Consider the following 16,452-nt stretch of genomic DNA (forward strand, 5'->3'; position numbering starts at 1 on the left):
GATGCTGGCATTGATTGCAGGGCAGGGCGCATTGCCCGCCGAACTGGCTGCGCGCCTGTCTGACCGACCGCTGATCTGCGCCATGCGTGGTTCAGAGCCGGACCACATCGAGCCGGAACTGACGTTCCGTTTGGAACAACTGGGCAGCTTTATTGCGCGATTAGCAAACTCAGGTGTGACGGAGATTTGCCTTGCAGGGGCCGTGCGTCGCCCGGCGATTGAGCCGGCAGAAATTGACGCCGAGACCCTGCCGCTGGTACCGGTGCTTCAAGGCGCTCTGGCCGCCGGCGATGACGGTGCGTTGCGGGCCATCATCGGCATTTTTGAGCAGGCTGGTATGAACGTACGCGCGGCCCATGAGGTGGCACCGGATCTGTTGATGGCCGAGGGTATTCCGACCAAGGTCAAACCGGGCGAGCTGGACAAGCCGGATGCAGAGCGTGGCGCCGAGGTTGTCGAGGCCATGAGCCGCGCCGACGTGGGCCAGTCCTGCGCGGTGCGGAGGGGGCAGGCAATTGCGGTGGAAAACCTCTTTGGCACCGATTGGATGCTGAACGCGCTGCAACAGCGCCCGGATGGCACTGGCGGCTTGTTGTTCAAGGCGCCCAAACCGGGGCAGGACCGCCGCGCGGATCTGCCCACAATCGGCGCGCAGACGGTGGAGCTGGCGGCGAAGGCCGGGTTGTCCGGTATCGTGCTTGAGGCGGGCGGTGTTATCGTTCTGAACCAGGATGACGTGGTCGCCACCTGCAACCGGTTGGGCCTGTTTCTCTGGCTGCGCAGCGCATGAGCCTACGGGTGTTCATCCTCGCGGGCGAGCCTTCTGGGGATCGTCTTGGGGGGGCGCTGATGGCTGGCTTGCGGCAGTTGCGGCCGGATGTCAGCTTTGAGGGCGTCGGTGGCGCTCTGATGGCTGAACAGGGGCTGACGTCGCGCTTTGATATGTCGGAACTGTCGGTAATGGGGCTGGCCGAGGTGCTGCCGAAATACCAGCATCTAAAACGGCGAATCCGCGAGACGGCTGAGGCCGTGCTGGAGATGAAACCGGATGTGATGATCACCATCGACAGCCCTGATTTCTCTCTTCGTGTGGCGGCTCTGGTGAAAGCGGCCAGCAATATCCGCACCGTGCATTATGTGGCCCCTTCGGTTTGGGCCTGGCGGCCGAAGCGGGCGGATAAGATGGCTAAGGTCATTGATCACGTGCTGGCGCTGCTGCCGTTTGAACCACCTTATATGCAGGCGGCTGGTATGGAGTGCAATTTTGTCGGGCACCCGGTTGTCGGGGAGCCGCAGGCCACCGAGGCCGAGATTGCCGAATTTCGCCGTCACTACCAGTTGGAAGATGTGCCCTGCGTGCTCGCCTTGCCGGGGTCTCGCCGATCGGAAGTGACCCGGCTGGCACCGGTGTTTGGCGCGGCGCTGAGGCAGTTTCAGGACAGCCATCCCGAATACCGGATTGTGGTGCCAGCTGCGGGACCGGTCGCCGATCTGGTCCGTAGCCATCTGGCGGAATGGTCGGATACTGCGGTGGTGATCGACCCCAATACGCTAAAGGCTGAAACCGCCAAGGCACATAAGCGCGCGGCCTTTGCCACAGCGGAGCTGGCGCTGGCCGCCTCTGGTACGGTTTCGCTGGAGCTGGCGGCGGCGCGCACGCCAATGGTGATCGCCTATAAGTTCCAGTGGCTCACCTGGCATATCATGCGCCGGATGGCGTTGATTGATACCGTCACGCTGGTCAATCTGGTCAGCGACACGCGGGTGGTACCAGAATGCCTTGGCCCTGAGTGCACGCCGGAGGCTATCGCCAAGGCGCTGATTAAGGTCAAAGCCGACCCATCCGCGCAGTCGGCAGCCATGGCGACCACGATGGAACGGTTGGGTGAGGGCGGTGAAGATCCAGGCCTGCGCGCAGGCCGTGCCGTATTGGACCGTCTGCCGACCGCCTAAGGCGGGGATCACACAGCTCAGGTTCGGGGTCTTTGTACTGCGGTCTGGCCGTGGGTCTAGGAAGCTAGGTGTAGATAGACGCTGTCGCACCATTTGCCGCTGATCTGGATGGTGCGCGCCGCACGGTGAGTTTCGACAAACCCCAAACCACGCAGCAGCATCAGCGAGGCTGCATTGTCGGGATCCACATCGGCAAGCATATGCGGCAAGTTCATTGTCGTAAAAAGATGTGGGATCAAAACCTCCAGCGCCTCGCGCATCAAGCCTTGCCCCCAGGCGGCGCGCTCCAGGAAAAAACCTAGTTCGGGCGCTTTCCAGATGCCCGCCTTGCCAATGACGCAACCGTCACGAACCAGCGCATATTCACGTGTGTCTGACAGTGGTGCGCGCAGGGTGCCAGTCAGCCATGCCTCGCTCTGTGCAATGTCCCTATGCGGCGTGTCGAAATACTGCATCGCCACCGGATCCGAGAAAAAGCGATGCAGATCGGTGGCGTCTCCGGCCCGCAGGGGCCGGAGGGTCAATCGTTGGGTCTGTAGCGGCTCAGGCACCTTTCCAGATCCAGCCGCCGCCAAAGATGCGGCTGCCTTCGCCTGCGTAGAATACACAGGCCTGACCGGGCGAGATGCCTTCCTCGGCCGTCAACAGTTCCACTTCGGCTTCGGTTGCGGAGATCGGCCGCACAATGGCCTCGCGCGGGGGGCGCGTGGAGCGCACTTTGACCTTGAGGTGCCATTCCGACTGCGAGGTAAAGGGGTCATCCCCCAACCAGTTGATTTCGCGCACTGGAATTGTGCGAGTTGCCAGCAGCTCTTTCGGGCCAACAACAACCTGTTTGGTGTCGACATCCAGCTTGACCACATAAAGTGGCTCGCTCAACCCGCCGATGCCCAGCCCCCTGCGCTGACCGATGGTATAGTGTATAACACCGTTATGGCTGCCAAGCACCCGGCCATCGGAATGCACAATTTCGCCTGGTTCTGCCGCGCCGGGGCGCAGTTTTTCGATCACGCTGGCGTAATCGCCATTGGGCACAAAGCAGATGTCCTGGCTGTCAGGTTTATCCGCCACGGCCAAACCGTATTGCGCAGCCATCTCGCGGGTGGCGTCCTTGGAGGGCAGATGACCGAGCGGAAAGCGCAGATAATCCAGCTGCTCTGGTGTGGTGGAAAACAGGAAGTAGCTCTGGTCGCGATTGGCATCTTCCGCCGAATGCAACTCGGCCCCATTGGGGCCATCTTTGCGCTGAATATAGTGCCCTGTGGCCATGCAGTCGGCCTCTAGGTCACGGGCGGTTTCCAGCAGATCCTTGAATTTCACCCGCTCGTTGCAGCGGATACAGGGTACCGGGGTTGCGCCAGCCAGATAGCTGTCGGCGAATTCATCAATAACGGCATCTTTAAAAATGTTCTCATAATCCAGCACGTAATGCGGAAAACCACGCTCTTCGGCGACTCGGCGCGCATCGTGGATATCAATGCCGGCACAGCAGGCGCCTTTCTTGGCCAGGGCCGCGCCATGGTCATAGAGCTGCAAGGTCACGCCCACCACGTCATAGCCCTCATCGGCCAAATGTGCAGCAACAACAGAGCTGTCGACGCCGCCGGACATGGCCACGACCACGCGCGTCTCGGACGGTGGTTTGGCAAAGCCTAGGGAATTCACGGTGGGATTGGGATCCAGCGCCATCAGGCGACTCCTCGGATATGTAGGAAAGACATCGCAGAATATAGGAAAATCCTAACGATCCTCAAGGGGGGAGGTTCACGGCTCTTTAAGGCGTTTGCGCGAAATGTGGTGACGGACCAATTTCTATGTTCCACACGAAGGAAGTTCGAGATGTTCTTGAAGAAAGTCGATGGCCCCCGTGCTGTGACCCTGCCGGATGGTACGGTGATGACGCGGGCTGATCTGCCACCAGAAACAACACGGCGCTGGGTGGCGTCACGTAAGGCGGCAGTTGTACGCGGTGTGCTCTACGGCTTGATCCCCCAAAGCGAGGCGTTGCGCCGTTATGGCTTAAGCGAAGAGGAATTTCGTGCCTGGGTTTCAGCCGTCGCAGATTTTGGCGAAGACGCCCTGAAAGCCACCCGTCTGAAAGACTATCGCAAATCCTGAGGCAAAAAAATCATTCACTCTTGAGGTGAGCGCGCAAATTAACCATCATGGTAACGGGCCATTAACTTTTTTCCATCAAGGTTAATTCAGACCTGAGGGAAACAGTGTACAGGCGGAGAAAATAATATGCGCATTCTTCTTGTTGAGGATGATCCAACAACAGCGAAAAGCATTGAGTTGATGCTGACTCATGCGAACCTCAACGTTTATTCGACCGATCTCGGCGAAGAGGGGATCGATCTAGCCAAACTATATGATTACGATCTGATTCTGCTGGATCTTAACCTGCCAGATATGAACGGCCACGAGGTGCTGCGTCAGCTGCGTATGGCCCGTATTGAAACCCCGATCCTGATCCTCTCCGGTGCTGATGACACCGAGAATAAGATCAAGGGCTTTGGCTTTGGTGCCGATGACTACCTGACAAAACCCTTCCATCGCGAGGAACTGGTGGCCCGTATTCACGCCATCATCCGCCGCTCGAAAGGACATTCTCAGTCGATTATCAACACCGGTAAGATTTCTGTTAATCTGGACGCCAAGACCGTCGAGGTTGGCGGTAAGGCCGTACATCTGACCGGCAAGGAATATCAGATGCTGGAGCTGTTGAGCCTGCGTAAAGGCACAACGCTGACAAAGGAAATGTTCCTCAACCATCTTTACGGGGGCATGGACGAGCCAGAGCTGAAAATTATCGATGTATTTATCTGTAAACTGCGCAAGAAGTTGAGCACAGCAACAGGTGGCGACAACCATATCGAGACCGTCTGGGGCCGTGGCTATGTGCTGCGCGATCCACAGGAGGATCAGATGGGTGGTGGACATCGCATGGCGGTGGGCGCCTGATCCGGCGCCTGACCACATCTCTTTACTTTGCTAGAATGATCCCGCTGCGGCGGGATTTTTCACGTCTTGGCGGTGCGGGTGGCTGGACGCGATGGCGTCACCGCCCTATCACCTAGCAAAGACAGAGCGAGGCGAGAAACGTGACACAGTCAGGCGAGACAGATCTTAACAGTTTGACTACCGACGACGCCCGCAGGCAGTTACTGGAGTTGCAGGAACAATTGCGCGCTGCCGATCTCGCCTATCATCAGGCCGATGCGCCCGAGATCAGCGACGCTGAATATGACGCCAAGAAACGTCAGTATCGTGCTTTGGTGGACCAGTTTCCGGAGCTGGCTGAGATCGCAACCCAGCTGGACATGGTTGGTGCGCCGGTGGCATCTGGTTTTGGCAAAATCACCCACGCACAACGGATGATGTCGCTGGGCAATGCCTTTGACGATGATGATGTGCGGGATTTCGACAAGGGGCTGCGCAAATACCTTGGTCTTGGCGGGACTGATCCGCTGGCCTATACAGCTGAACCAAAGATTGACGGCCTGTCGCTTTCGCTGCGCTATGAAGGCGGCAATCTGATCTATGCGGCCACGCGCGGTGACGGTGCGGTAGGCGAAAACGTCACCGATAACGCCCGCACGATTGCGGATGTACCGCACCGGGTCGAGCAGGCCCCTGATGTGCTGGAGGTCCGCGGCGAAGTTTACATGAGCCACGCGGATTTTGCGGCGTTGAATGAACGTCACGCAGCGCAAGGAGGCAAGACATTTGCCAACCCGCGCAACGCTGCCGCAGGCTCTTTGCGCCAGTTGGACGCGGAAATCACCCGTGCGCGCCCTTTGCGGTTTTTTGCTTATAGCTGGGGTGAGCTTTCTACCCCCCTTGCAGAAACGCAGTTTGCCGCATTGAAACGCCTGCAGGATCTGGGCTTTCAGACCAATCCGCTGACCAAACATTGCAAGAGCACTGCAGAGCTGATCGACCACTATCGCCAGATAGAGGCGCAGCGCGCGACCCTTGGCTATGACATTGATGGTGTGGTCTACAAGGTGGATGCGCTGGCCTTGCAAGGGCGTTTGGGCTTTCGGTCCACCACGCCGAGATGGGCGATCGCGCATAAATTCCCGGCCGAACTCGCCTGGACACATCTTGACGGCATCGACATCCAGCTGGGGCGGACCGGCGCACTGAGCCCGGTGGCCCGGTTGCAGCCGGTGACGGTTGGTGGCGTGGTCGTCTCAAATGCGACGCTGCACAATGAGGATTACATCCTTGGCCGCGATTCCAAAGGGGGGGAAATCCGGGGGGGCAAGGATATCCGGGTCGGCGATTGGGTGCAGGTTTATCGGGCCGGCGATGTGATTCCAAAGATTGCGGATGTCGATCTGTCGAAACGACCGGATGATGCCGTGCCCTTTGTCTATCCGACCACATGCCCGGAATGCGGCAGTGATGCGGTGCGCGAGGACGGCGACGCGGTGCGCCGTTGCACTGGCGGTATGATTTGCCCTGCACAGGCGGTAGAGAAGCTGAAGCATTTTGTATCACGCGCGGCCTTTGATATCGACGGGTTGGGTGCCAAACAAGTCGAGCAATTCCACGCTGACAAGTGGATCAAAGAACCATCGGATATCTTTGATCTCAAAGAGAATTATGGCTCTGGAATGCAGCAGCTCAAGAACCGTGAGGGATGGGGTGGCAAATCCGCCGACAATCTTTTTGCGGCAATCGAAGACAAGCGCCGCATACCATTGGCGAAACTGATATTTGCTTTGGGCATTCGCCATGTGGGCGAGGTTGGTGCCCGTGATCTGGCCGTACATTATGGAGATTGGCAGCTGATGGCTGATGCGCTCGACCGTGCGCAGCCTGCGGCCATGGCCCATCGTGCGGCGGATGAGGCGGAAGACCAGGAGCGCCAGCAGGCGGCAACACAGGGGCGCCGCGCGCGGATTTCTGAAACCCGTGCTGCCGTGGTTGCAGATCACAACGTTCCAGATGATGCGGCAGCGGCCTGGTCAGATTTGATCGGGATTGACGGTATTGGTGCGGTATTGGGATTGTCGCTGTGTGATGCCTTTGCCAATACAGAAGAGCGCGCGGCGTTTGACCGGCTGATCGCACAGCTCAGCATCCTGCCGCCCGAGACCCCGACCAACGACAGCCCGGTGACGGGGCTCACCGTGGTGTTCACTGGAACCTTGGAAAAAATGAGCCGTGCCGAGGCCAAGGCGCGCGCCGAAAGCCTGGGGGCTAAGGTTGCGGGATCGGTGTCAAAGAAGACCGATATTCTGGTGGCGGGTCCGGGGGCTGGGTCCAAGGAGCAGAAGGCCCGCGATCTGGGAGTGCGGATCATGGATGAAGACGGCTGGTTGAAGCTGATTGAGGGCGCATGACCGGCAGACCAGAAATCCTGTTCCCTCTGTTTGCCGGATTGGAAACCCTGCAAGGCATTGGGCCTAAGACGGCGCAGAATTTTGCACAGATTGATATAGAAACACCGCGTGACCTATTGTTTTCGCTTCCATATTCCGTGGTGGATCGACGGCGTAGGGAGAGTATTCGCGGCCTTGATTTTCCTGCGATCGCCACGGTCGAAGTGACCATCGGTACCCACCGACCCGCACGCAACAAGGGGGGGGCATATCGGATTACCGTGACGGATGCCGAGGAAGAATTTCAGTTGGTCTTCTTTCATGGCCGCAGCCGTTACCTAGAGGTGCAGCTGCCAGAAGGCGCGCGCCGCGTTGTGTCGGGCAAGCTGGAGCTGTTTGATGGGGCTGCGCAGATGGTACATCCCGATCACATGGTTGCGCTGGATGAGGCGGCGGAGATCCCCGATTTTGAACCGGTCTATCATCTGACCCATGGGGTGTCGCAAAAGACGATGTTCAAAGCGGCACAAAGCGCGCTGGACCGTCTACCGGACCTTGCTGAATGGGCGGATCCATCCCAAATCCGCAAGGAAGACTGGCCAACATGGTCAGAGGCGCTGACCTTTGCCCATAACCCGGATGGGCTGGATGCGCTGGCGGCCGAGGCACCGGCACGGGCAAGGCTGGCCTATGATGAGCTGTTTTCACATCAGCTGACTCTGGCGCTGGCACGGGCGCGTGATCGTACACTACCTGGGCGCAGCAGTGTGGCAACAGGGGCGATGCAGTCGCGTGTATTGGCGGCGCTGCCTTATCGTCCGACCAATGCGCAGGCCCGTGCCATTGATGAGATCACCACCGATATGGCGCGTTCAGATCGAATGAACCGGTTGTTGCAGGGTGATGTCGGATCAGGGAAAACTCTTGTTGCTTTCATGGCTTTGCTGGTCGCAGTTGAAGCGGGCGGGCAGGGTGTGATGATGGCCCCAACTGAAATTCTGGCGCGTCAGCATCTGGAAGCATTGTCCCCGCTGGCAGACACCGCAGGCGTGGTGCTGGAGATCCTGACAGGCCGTGACAAGGGGCGCGAGCGGGCGGCGAAATGCGCGGCGCTTGCGCGCGGTGACATCCATATCCTTGTGGGCACCCATGCGGTGTTTCAGGCGGATGTCAGCTTTCACGATCTGCGTTTGGCAATTGTGGATGAACAGCATCGGTTTGGTGTGCGCCAGCGTATGGAGTTGGCGGAAAAGGGCAAGGGCGCCGATGTGCTCGTTATGACCGCCACGCCGATCCCGCGGTCGCTGGCGTTGACGCAATATGGCGATATGGAAGTGTCGGTGCTGGATGAAAAACCGCCGGGGCGCAAACCGGTGAAAACCGCCGTCATCAGCACGGAACGGATGCAAGAGGTGGTGAGCCACCTGCGCGGCGCTATCGACGAAGGGCGGCAATGCTATTGGGTCTGCCCGTTGGTCGAAGAATCCGAGGTGATGGATCTGACCGCGGCCGAAGAGCGGTTCAAGCATCTGCGCGCCACCCTTGGCGATGGCGTCGTGGGGCTGGTGCATGGTCAGATGCCAGCGGCAGAAAAGGACGCAGCCATGGCGGCGTTTCAGGCGGGCAAGACCAAAGTACTGGTCGCCACCACGGTGATTGAGGTCGGGGTCAACGTGCCCAATGCGTCGATCATGGTGATTGAGCGGGCAGAGATCTTTGGCCTGGCGCAACTGCATCAGCTGCGCGGGCGGGTGGGGCGCGGCGATGCCGCCTCGACCTGTCTGCTGCTCTATCAGGCACCGCTCAGCAAAGGTGGGCAGAAGCGGCTGGAGATCCTGCGCGAAACCGAAGATGGCTTTCGCATCTCGGAGACCGACCTGGAAATGCGTGGCGCGGGGGATGTCATTGGCACCGCCCAGTCCGGTTTGCCACGATTTCGTATTGCGAATCTGGAACGTCAGGCAGGGTTGATGGCAATCGCACAAAGCGATGCACGGGCTTTGCTGACCTCTGACCCGGATCTGAGCAGTCCACGTGGTCAGGCGGCACGGGTTCTGTTGTGGTTGATGAAGCAGGATCAGGCAATTCGTTTGATTTCTGTCGGTTAGCAAAAAATCCTGATGTGATGACAGATTGAAACATGGCCCATGCCGCGCCGTTTCTGGTGATGGTTCTCTGTTCGTGTTCCCTGATGTTCTCAAATGTTCTTATAAAGTTCTTTACAGGTGGAGTTGAATGTGAGAACAAATAGGCAACAACCACGCCAGAGAGCGATAGCAAGACAGACAGGAGGCCCGCACCATGATGACCCAAATCAAAACAACTGTTCAGAATGCCCATTCGACACTGCTGCAAGATGCCATTGGCGCTGCGGCACTGGTGGTGATGTTGGTGGCGGGGTTGCACCTGCCCGGCCTGCTGTGATGCTACCGACCGGCCAGCTGTGAGGTTTTAGATTTCCTGATCGCACTCTTTATGCCGGACGGGGCCGCCTGTCCCAAGCTTGCCCGGTTTGCCTGCCGGTCTGGCCGACCTGCCTCAGGTCAACAGGTCCCGTTCGGGTCCCGCATGAGAGAGCATACTGCCGCCGCCACCCCCTCGGGTGTGCGGCGGTTTTTTCGTGTGGTTCGTGGAGTATGGATCCGACGGCAGCTACGCGCGGATGTCAGGGCTGTCGGCGCTACGCAGCGTTTGCACTTGCGGGCCTGTGGTCAGGCCTGAGCGCTGATCGCTCAGGCGCAGGTCTGTTCCTGATAGGTCTGCATCGCCTCCAAGGTGGCATCCAGCGCCAGCAGGATCGACGCATGGCGGTTCTTGAATTCTCGCGCGGGGATCAGCACCTGGAACCCGTCAAAGGGGGCATCTGGGACCGGCCCGTCCTCGGTCAGCATGGCCTTGAGCTGCTGGCGGGCCTGTTCAACCTCTGCCAAGGTGCGGCCAACAATGACCTCGCCGACAACGGCGGCAGAAGCCTGCCCCAATGCGCAGGCTTTGACATCCTGACCAAAATCACTGATCCGCCCATCCTCTACCCGCAGGTCCACCGTCACCGTCGAACCACACAGGGGCGACCGTTTCTTGACGCTGGCGTCCGGGGCCTCGAGCCGGTCGAGATGCGGAATATCGGCGGCCAGCGCCAGGATCCGTGCGGAGTATAATTTTATCAGATCAGTCTCGCCGGACATGGGGTACCTCGGGCTTTCCCTTACGCGCTGTTCTCAATACATAGGGGGCGAGTTCCCAGATGCAAAGGTTTTTGCCATGTCTTTTGATCCTCTTAGCCTAAAGTACAATGAGGCCGGTCTGATCCCCTGCATCGCGCAGGAAGAGGGCAGTGGCGAAATCCTTATGATGGCCTGGATGAATGCGCAGTCGGTCATGCGGACGTTGGAGACACATAAGGTGACATATTGGTCGCGTTCGCGTCAGGCATTCTGGGTCAAGGGCGAGAGTTCAGGGCATTTGCAGGAACTGGTGGATTTGCGGATCGACTGTGATCGCGATTGCCTTCTGGCGGTGGTGCGTCAGACCGGCCCTGCCTGTCACACCAATCGGCGCAGTTGTTTCTACACTGCCATTCGCGATGGCGAAGAGCTGGAGCTGATGCAGCCGATGGTCTGATGGCGCTGATAGCTGGGGACGGCCCTGACGCGCAGTGCCTCCGGCGGGGATATTTTAGCCAGAAGAAGCGGGCAGGCCGATCATGGCGCGAATATCAAGCGGAGTTACCCCCTCCCTGCGGTATTTGGCGATGGCGCGGGCGTCATCCCGTTTGGCGAGGCGTTTGCCCTGATCGTCACGGATCAGCGGGTGGTGGTGGTAGACCGGCGTCGGCAGGCCAAGCAGCGCTTGCAGCAGCACGTGGATCTGCGTGGCCTCAAACAGATCTGCGCCCCGCACCACATGGGTGATGTGCTGGTCGGCATCATCCACCACCACCGAGAGATGATAGGCGCTGCCCATGCCGCGGCGCACAAGAATGATATCACCGACCGTTGTTATCAGTCGCCGGGGGTCCAGTGGGTGTTGGCCGTTATAGGTCTCGCCGGTCTCGGAGAAGGGCCGTAGCCGGGCAGCGCGCACGGCGCTTTCCATATTGAGGCGGATCACATCCTCGGCGCCAGCGTCCGCCATCGCGCGGTTCCGGCAGGTGCCGGGGTAGATGCGTCCGTCGGGGCCAAATTGCGGCACGCCCTCTTGCGGAGCACCTGCAGCGGCCTCGATATCGCGGCGATTGCAGCGGCAGGGATAGGTGAGTCCCATAGCGGTCAGCTGATCGAGCGCGGCCCGGTAACGGGGCAGTCGCTGCGACTGGCACATCACCGGCTGCGGCCAGTCAAGGCCCAGCCAGACCAGATCCTCATAGATCTGCTGTTCCCAGTGCGGGCGGGACCGGGCCGTGTCGATGTCCTCAATCCGCAGCAGAAAACGGCCACCGCTGGCCTGTGCCATATCATGCGCCAGAAGTGCGGAATAGGCGTGGCCCAAATGCAGTGGTCCAGTTGGCGACGGGGCAAAGCGGGTGGTAAATATCAAGACTTCTCAATTACGTAGACTGTGGACTTAAGGTCAATACCAGGGAGGTGATCGCCGTGCTCCCGAGATAGCAGTCGCGCGGCGGAACAGTCCAGCCATTCATTGAGTTTCCCGGTGTAGGCCGAGTCTTCCAACGCGTGGTCATTGTAGGAAAACACAAATAACCCACCCCGTGGCAGGGCGTGCATAATCATATCAAATACTTCTGGAGGGGCGGCACCGGTGCCCAATACGCCGCAGCCGGTGATCAGACGATAGGCACCTTTGGCGATTGGTTGGGGATCTGTTACTTCTATCTGCGTCAGGTGCCGATAGGCGCCTTTGCCTCGGGCCTGTTCCAGCATTTCGCCGGAGGGTTCCATCCCGTCGATGGTCTGAAATCCCTGGCGTCGCAGTGCGAGGCCCGACAGGCCAGTGCCGCAGCCAAAATCCAGAACCGGTTCGGTCACATCAGGATGGGCGCCTGCCAAAGCCTCGGCAATGCGTCCCGGTGTGGCATACCCATTCTCAGCAATCTCGGCGTCATAGGAGGCGGCCCAGTCATCGTAGTGTTTCTGGGTCGCTTCCGGTGTGTCAAGGTCATAGGCCTTGTCGAGAAACTTTTCGCTCATACGGACAGCTTAGGCGCTGCCCGCATGAGGCGTCTAGGAAAAGTTTGCCAGCCACTCCTGCCAGGCGGCCTTTGCCCGGTCAGTATAGGCCTTGTAGCGGTCTTTGCGGCCACGGCGTCCGCCTTTGAGGCCATCGACCGTGCGGAACAGGCCGAAGTTCACATTCATCGGCTGGAAGGTCTTGGCCTCGGCGCCGCCGGTGATGTGGTGGATCAGCGCACCCGTGGCGCTGTCCTGTGGCACCTCAGGCAGATCCCGGCCAAGGATTTCCGATGCTGCCATCCGGCCCGCTAGCAGGCCCATCGCAGCACTTTCAACATAGCCCTCAACGCCAGTGATCTGGCCAGCAAAGCGGATGTTGGGCCTGGACTTCAGGCGCATCTGATTGTCCAGCAGCGTGGGCGAGTTCAGGAAAGTGTTGCGATGAATGCCACCAAGACGGGCGAAACTGGCGTTTTCCAGCCCCGGGATCATCCGCAACACCTCTGTCTGGGCGCCGTATTTCATCTTGGTCTGGAAGCCGACGATGTTGAACAGGGTCCCCAGCGCATTGTCGCGGCGCAGCTGGACGACCGCATGAGCCTTGACCTCTGGCTGATGCGGATTGGTCAGGCCGACGGGCTTCATCGGGCCATGGCGCAGGGTTTCGCGACCGCGTTCGGCCATCACCTCGATCGGCAGGCAGCCGTCGAAATAGCCAGCGGTTTCGCCCTCGTGGAATTCGGTCTTGTCGGCGGCGAGCAGCGCGTCGATGAAGGCCTCGTATTGGTCCTTGTCCATCGGGCAGTTGAGGTAGGCGGTGCGTTCTTCCTCGGTCTCACCCTTGTCATACCGGGACTGCATCCAGGCCTTCGACATGTCGATGCTGTCGGCGTAGATGATCGGGGCGATGGCGTCGAAGAAGGCTAGCGCCTCGGCTCCGGTCTCCTGTTGAATGGCCTGTCCCAGGCTGGCGGAGGTCAGCGGGCCGGTGGCAAAGATCCAGTGGCCGTCCGTGGGCAGGTCGGTGATCTCTTCATAGGAGACAGTGACATTTGGCAGCGCCTTCAGCCGGGCCGTCACGGTTTCGGCAAAGGGCTCGCGGTCCACGGCCAATGCGCCCCCTGCAGGCAGGCGATGCTGCTCAGCAGTGGACATGATCAGGCCATTGGCAGCGCGCATTTCCCAATGCAGCAGGCCGACAGCGTTCTGTTCATCATCGTCCGAGCGGAAGGAGTTGGAGCAGACCATCTCACCCAGATTGCCGGTTTGATGGGCAAAGGTCTCCACCTTGGGGCGCATTTCATGCAGCACCACGTCTACGCCCAAATGTGCGGCCTGCCATGCGGCCTCTGAGCCGGCCATGCCGCCGCCCACGATATGCAATGTTTTTGTCATGCCCGCCACATAGGGCAGCTGGGGCCGTCACGCAATATTGCGCGGTGCTGCTTGTGCTGATCGATGCGAAAAACTGGGGTTTTTGGGGTCTGTGCAATCCCATCGCCATCAGTAGCAATGTCGATTGGTCTGACCGGGAGGGGTATTGGGGTCGCTGGGGAACTGTCTGGCCGGGGGAGAGACCCGGTGGAGGGACGGTCCGCATCAGCGACCCTAATTGTGCCGGGGATTGTGACCATGTCTCACAAGCCCTGCCCAATCTTTGCCATGATCTTGCCTTGTTTGAAAGACCCGACATGGAAACAATAAATCGCCAATCGTAAACAAAGACTAAAATTTTCGACGTCTTTTAGGTTTTTTTGAGTGGATCAGCGATTTTTCCAGTCGGGGTCGCGCTTTTCCAGAAAGGCATCAATGCCTTCGATGGTGTCGCGCAGCATCAGGTTTTCGACCATGACCGCGCCGGTATGGGCATAGGCATCGGCTGTGGGCAGCTGAAGCTGGTCATAAAAAGCGCGTTTGCCGATCTTGACGGCGGCGTCCAGTTTGGTTGCCACGGTTTGAGCGAGGGTGTTTGTGGTCTGGTCCAGATCCTCAGGTGCGGCGATGCGGTTGATCAGACCTAATTCCTCGGCGCGCGCGGCGTTGATGAATTCACCGGTGGTTAGCATCTCAAACGCATGTTTGCGCGAGATATTACGGGTGAGTGCCACCATTGGGGTGGAGCAAAACAGGCCGATGTTGACGCCATTGACGCCGAACCGCGTGCCTTCGACAGCGACAGCCATATCGCAGGAGGCGACCAGCTGGCAGCCGGCTGCGGTGGCAATGCCGTGGACCTGCGCGATTACCGGCTGGGGGATCTGTTGCAGGCCCAGCATCACCTTGGTGCAGCGGCCAAAAAGATCGGCGAAATAGGCCTGCCCGCCATCTTCAGCCTGACGCCCCGCCGTCATTTCGCGCAGATCATGGCCCGCACAGAAGGCTTTGCCCCGCCCGGCTAGGATCACCACGCGGGTCTCGCGGTCGTCGCGCAGGCTGTCGATCTGCGCCTGCAAGGCGGCCAGCATAGCATCTGAGAGCGCATTCAACCGCTCCGGTGCGTTCAGATGAAGCGTGGCGATGCCGTTGCTGTCGTGACGTTCCAAAATTGTCATCTTGTGTCCCTCCCCGGATTGAGGCCAACGTTAGACCATGTTGCGCAGAGGGGGGAACCGGTATTGCGCCGCAGCCCCATGCGACATCCGCTCGCAGGGAACCGGGACTATAAGGGAGAGATAGCACGATGGGATTGGCGTTTGATGCCGCAGGGCTGGGGGCGTATCTGCAGGAGGTCTTTGCAGAGGTGGCCAATGACTTTGTCATCGACAGATTGGACGAGGACGGTATCACCATGCGGCTTCTGGTGGATGAACGCCACCTGCGCCCCGGCGGGACGATCTCCGGTCCGTCAATGTTCGGGCTGGCCGATGTCACGGTTTATGCGCTGGTTCTGTCGCAACTGGGGCGCAAGGCGCTGGCGGTGACCACCAATGCCTCCTTCGATTTCATGCGCAAGCCGGTCGGCGGCACGCCTCTGGTGGCAGAGGGCAAGCTGCTGAAACTGGGTCGTCAGCTGGCGGTTGGCGATGTGCTTTTGTTTTCGGAAGGGGATCCGCGACCGGTGGCGCGCTCCACTATGACCTATGCAATCCCGCCAGAGCGATAGGCGTCAAATAGCCGTGGCCAGCGGTTGGCCGACTTTCACAAGCGTCTCGCGGCCCTTGGCGCTGTTGGTGACCAGATCGTCGCTGAACTGCACGCGGCCCGGTTCGAACACCACCACGACCGTGGAGCCGCCGAATTTGAAATAGCCCTTTTCGTCCATCTTCTCGACCGCGCCTGAGGTGCGGGTGTTGATGATGGAGCCAACGCCAAAGGCACCCACCTCGACAAAAGCGTAACTGTCAATGGTGTCTGTGTCGATCAGGGTCCAGCTGCGCTTGTTCTCGCCAAAGACATCCGGCCCGGCCCCCAGTGCAATCGGGTTCACCGAATGGAGCGCGCCGGGCAGATCCTTGGCGGCGCTGATCCGACCGGAGGCGGGGAAGTGATAGCGGTGATAATCCGCAGGACAGAGCCGGACGATGGCCAATGCGCCACCGATGAACCGGTCCGCGATGCCGGGCAGCATAGTGAGAATGGACATCGGATGCCCCTTCACGGGGACAAACACATCCTCGGCCAGCTCTGGAAACACCAGCACGCGGCCATCTGCGGGGCTGACGATCTCGCGGGGATCCTCACGAAAGGGGCGTGCCACAGGCTTTAGATGGCGGGCGAAGAAGCTGTTGAAAGTTGCATAGTTTTCCGTTGGTTCCGTTGCCTCGCTCATGTCGATGGCAAGGTCCTCGACCACGGCCTTGATCTTCCCCTTGGAAAACCGCGAGTCGAACCAAGCGCCCATCAGGCGGCTGATCAGGGCGGAGCGGAACAGCAGTTTTTCCACAGGCTTGGCGCTGGCGTTCTGATAGGCCCAGCGGATCCATGACTCTCCCAGCACCACCTCCTCAAAGGTTTCGCCGGTATCGCGGTCAACAACTAGAATCGGGTCGCGCTGCATGGGGCCTGCCAGATTTTGTTTCGCTCCCGTCGCGCCT

17 protein-coding genes are annotated in these 16,452 nt (G+C 59.6%); 9 read left to right on the plus strand and 8 right to left on the minus strand.

Annotated elements, in window-relative coordinates:
* Window position 1: 1 nt before the first annotated feature.
* A complete protein-coding gene (locus PhaeoP97_RS07065; RefSeq protein WP_072504475.1) occupies window positions 2-790 on the plus strand; it encodes an LpxI family protein in 789 nt (262 codons plus the stop codon).
* Window positions 787-1,953 (plus strand): lipid-A-disaccharide synthase, encoded by a 1,167-nt coding sequence (lpxB, locus tag PhaeoP97_RS07070; protein WP_072504476.1) that lies wholly within the window; start codon window positions 787-789, stop codon window positions 1,951-1,953. The genes PhaeoP97_RS07065 and lpxB overlap by 4 nt, the downstream gene beginning before the upstream one ends.
* Before the next feature lie 56 nt (window positions 1,954-2,009).
* On the opposite strand, the gene PhaeoP97_RS07075 is transcribed toward lpxB, so the two are convergent.
* Both PhaeoP97_RS07075 and mnmA read right to left on the minus strand, forming a co-directional pair.
* Window positions 2,010-2,477 (minus strand): GNAT family N-acetyltransferase, encoded by a 468-nt coding sequence (locus PhaeoP97_RS07075; RefSeq protein WP_237028993.1) that lies wholly within the window; start codon window positions 2,475-2,477, stop codon window positions 2,010-2,012.
* Window positions 2,478-2,496: 19 nt separating this feature from the next.
* Window positions 2,497-3,642, minus strand: a complete 1,146-nt coding sequence (mnmA, locus tag PhaeoP97_RS07080) for a tRNA 2-thiouridine(34) synthase MnmA (protein WP_072504478.1) — start codon at window positions 3,640-3,642, stop codon at window positions 2,497-2,499.
* 150 nt (window positions 3,643-3,792) lie between these two features.
* Here mnmA and sciP point away from each other — a divergent pair, with 150 nt between their 5' ends.
* The 5 genes from sciP to PhaeoP97_RS20795 all read left to right on the plus strand — a co-directional run bounded on the left by sciP (window position 3,793) and on the right by PhaeoP97_RS20795 (window position 9,713).
* Window positions 3,793-4,071: a CtrA inhibitor SciP gene (sciP, locus tag PhaeoP97_RS07085; protein ID WP_072504479.1), complete on the plus strand. Its 279-nt coding sequence runs from the start codon at window positions 3,793-3,795 to the stop codon at window positions 4,069-4,071.
* Window positions 4,072-4,197: 126 nt separating this feature from the next.
* Window positions 4,198-4,917 (plus strand): response regulator transcription factor CtrA, encoded by a 720-nt coding sequence (gene ctrA, locus PhaeoP97_RS07090; protein ID WP_072504480.1) that lies wholly within the window; start codon window positions 4,198-4,200, stop codon window positions 4,915-4,917.
* A gap of 173 nt (window positions 4,918-5,090) precedes the next feature.
* Entirely contained in the window at window positions 5,091-7,310 is a 2,220-nt protein-coding gene (gene ligA, locus PhaeoP97_RS07095; protein WP_237028994.1) for an NAD-dependent DNA ligase LigA, read from the plus strand.
* Window positions 7,307-9,397, plus strand: coding sequence for an ATP-dependent DNA helicase RecG (gene recG / locus PhaeoP97_RS07100; RefSeq protein WP_072504482.1), 2,091 nt, complete (start codon window positions 7,307-7,309; stop codon window positions 9,395-9,397). Before ligA ends, recG begins: the two co-directional genes overlap by 4 nt.
* Window positions 9,398-9,590: 193 nt before the next feature.
* A complete protein-coding gene (locus PhaeoP97_RS20795; protein WP_257786530.1) occupies window positions 9,591-9,713 on the plus strand; it encodes a hypothetical protein in 123 nt (40 codons plus the stop codon).
* Between the two features lie 308 nt (window positions 9,714-10,021).
* Here PhaeoP97_RS20795 and PhaeoP97_RS07105 read toward each other — a convergent pair whose 3' ends face one another.
* Window positions 10,022-10,474 (minus strand): iron-sulfur cluster assembly scaffold protein, encoded by a 453-nt coding sequence (locus tag PhaeoP97_RS07105; RefSeq protein ID WP_072504483.1) that lies wholly within the window; start codon window positions 10,472-10,474, stop codon window positions 10,022-10,024.
* A gap of 76 nt (window positions 10,475-10,550) precedes the next feature.
* Here PhaeoP97_RS07105 and hisI point away from each other — a divergent pair, with 76 nt between their 5' ends.
* The gene (gene hisI / locus PhaeoP97_RS07110) at window positions 10,551-10,910 is read left to right on the plus strand and encodes a phosphoribosyl-AMP cyclohydrolase (protein WP_072504484.1); all 360 of its coding nucleotides are present in this window, start codon (window positions 10,551-10,553) and stop codon (window positions 10,908-10,910) included.
* A gap of 54 nt (window positions 10,911-10,964) precedes the next feature.
* On the opposite strand, the gene gluQRS is transcribed toward hisI, so the two are convergent.
* The 4 genes from gluQRS to PhaeoP97_RS07130 form a co-directional block, all read right to left on the minus strand.
* A complete protein-coding gene (gluQRS, locus tag PhaeoP97_RS07115; RefSeq protein WP_072504485.1) occupies window positions 10,965-11,825 on the minus strand; it encodes a tRNA glutamyl-Q(34) synthetase GluQRS in 861 nt (286 codons plus the stop codon).
* Window positions 11,822-12,436: a class I SAM-dependent DNA methyltransferase gene (locus PhaeoP97_RS07120; protein ID WP_072504486.1), complete on the minus strand. Its 615-nt coding sequence runs from the start codon at window positions 12,434-12,436 to the stop codon at window positions 11,822-11,824. Before PhaeoP97_RS07120 ends, gluQRS begins: the two co-directional genes overlap by 4 nt.
* A gap of 33 nt (window positions 12,437-12,469) precedes the next feature.
* Window positions 12,470-13,813, minus strand: a complete 1,344-nt coding sequence (trmFO, locus tag PhaeoP97_RS07125) for a methylenetetrahydrofolate--tRNA-(uracil(54)-C(5))-methyltransferase (FADH(2)-oxidizing) TrmFO (protein ID WP_072504487.1) — start codon at window positions 13,811-13,813, stop codon at window positions 12,470-12,472.
* A gap of 368 nt (window positions 13,814-14,181) precedes the next feature.
* The gene (locus PhaeoP97_RS07130; protein WP_072504488.1) at window positions 14,182-14,970 is read right to left on the minus strand and encodes an enoyl-CoA hydratase; all 789 of its coding nucleotides are present in this window, start codon (window positions 14,968-14,970) and stop codon (window positions 14,182-14,184) included.
* Window positions 14,971-15,098: 128 nt separating this feature from the next.
* On the opposite strand from PhaeoP97_RS07130, the gene PhaeoP97_RS07135 reads away from it, so the two are divergent.
* Entirely contained in the window at window positions 15,099-15,521 is a 423-nt protein-coding gene (locus PhaeoP97_RS07135; RefSeq protein ID WP_072504489.1) for a PaaI family thioesterase, read from the plus strand.
* Between the two features lie 3 nt (window positions 15,522-15,524).
* On the opposite strand, the gene asd is transcribed toward PhaeoP97_RS07135, so the two are convergent.
* Entirely contained in the window at window positions 15,525-16,415 is an 891-nt protein-coding gene (asd, locus tag PhaeoP97_RS07140) for an archaetidylserine decarboxylase (protein WP_072504490.1), read from the minus strand.
* Window positions 16,416-16,452: the final 37 nt, after the last annotated feature.

Source organism: Phaeobacter porticola (assembly GCF_001888185.1).
Taxonomy (GTDB): Bacteria; Pseudomonadota; Alphaproteobacteria; order Rhodobacterales; family Rhodobacteraceae; genus Phaeobacter; species Phaeobacter porticola.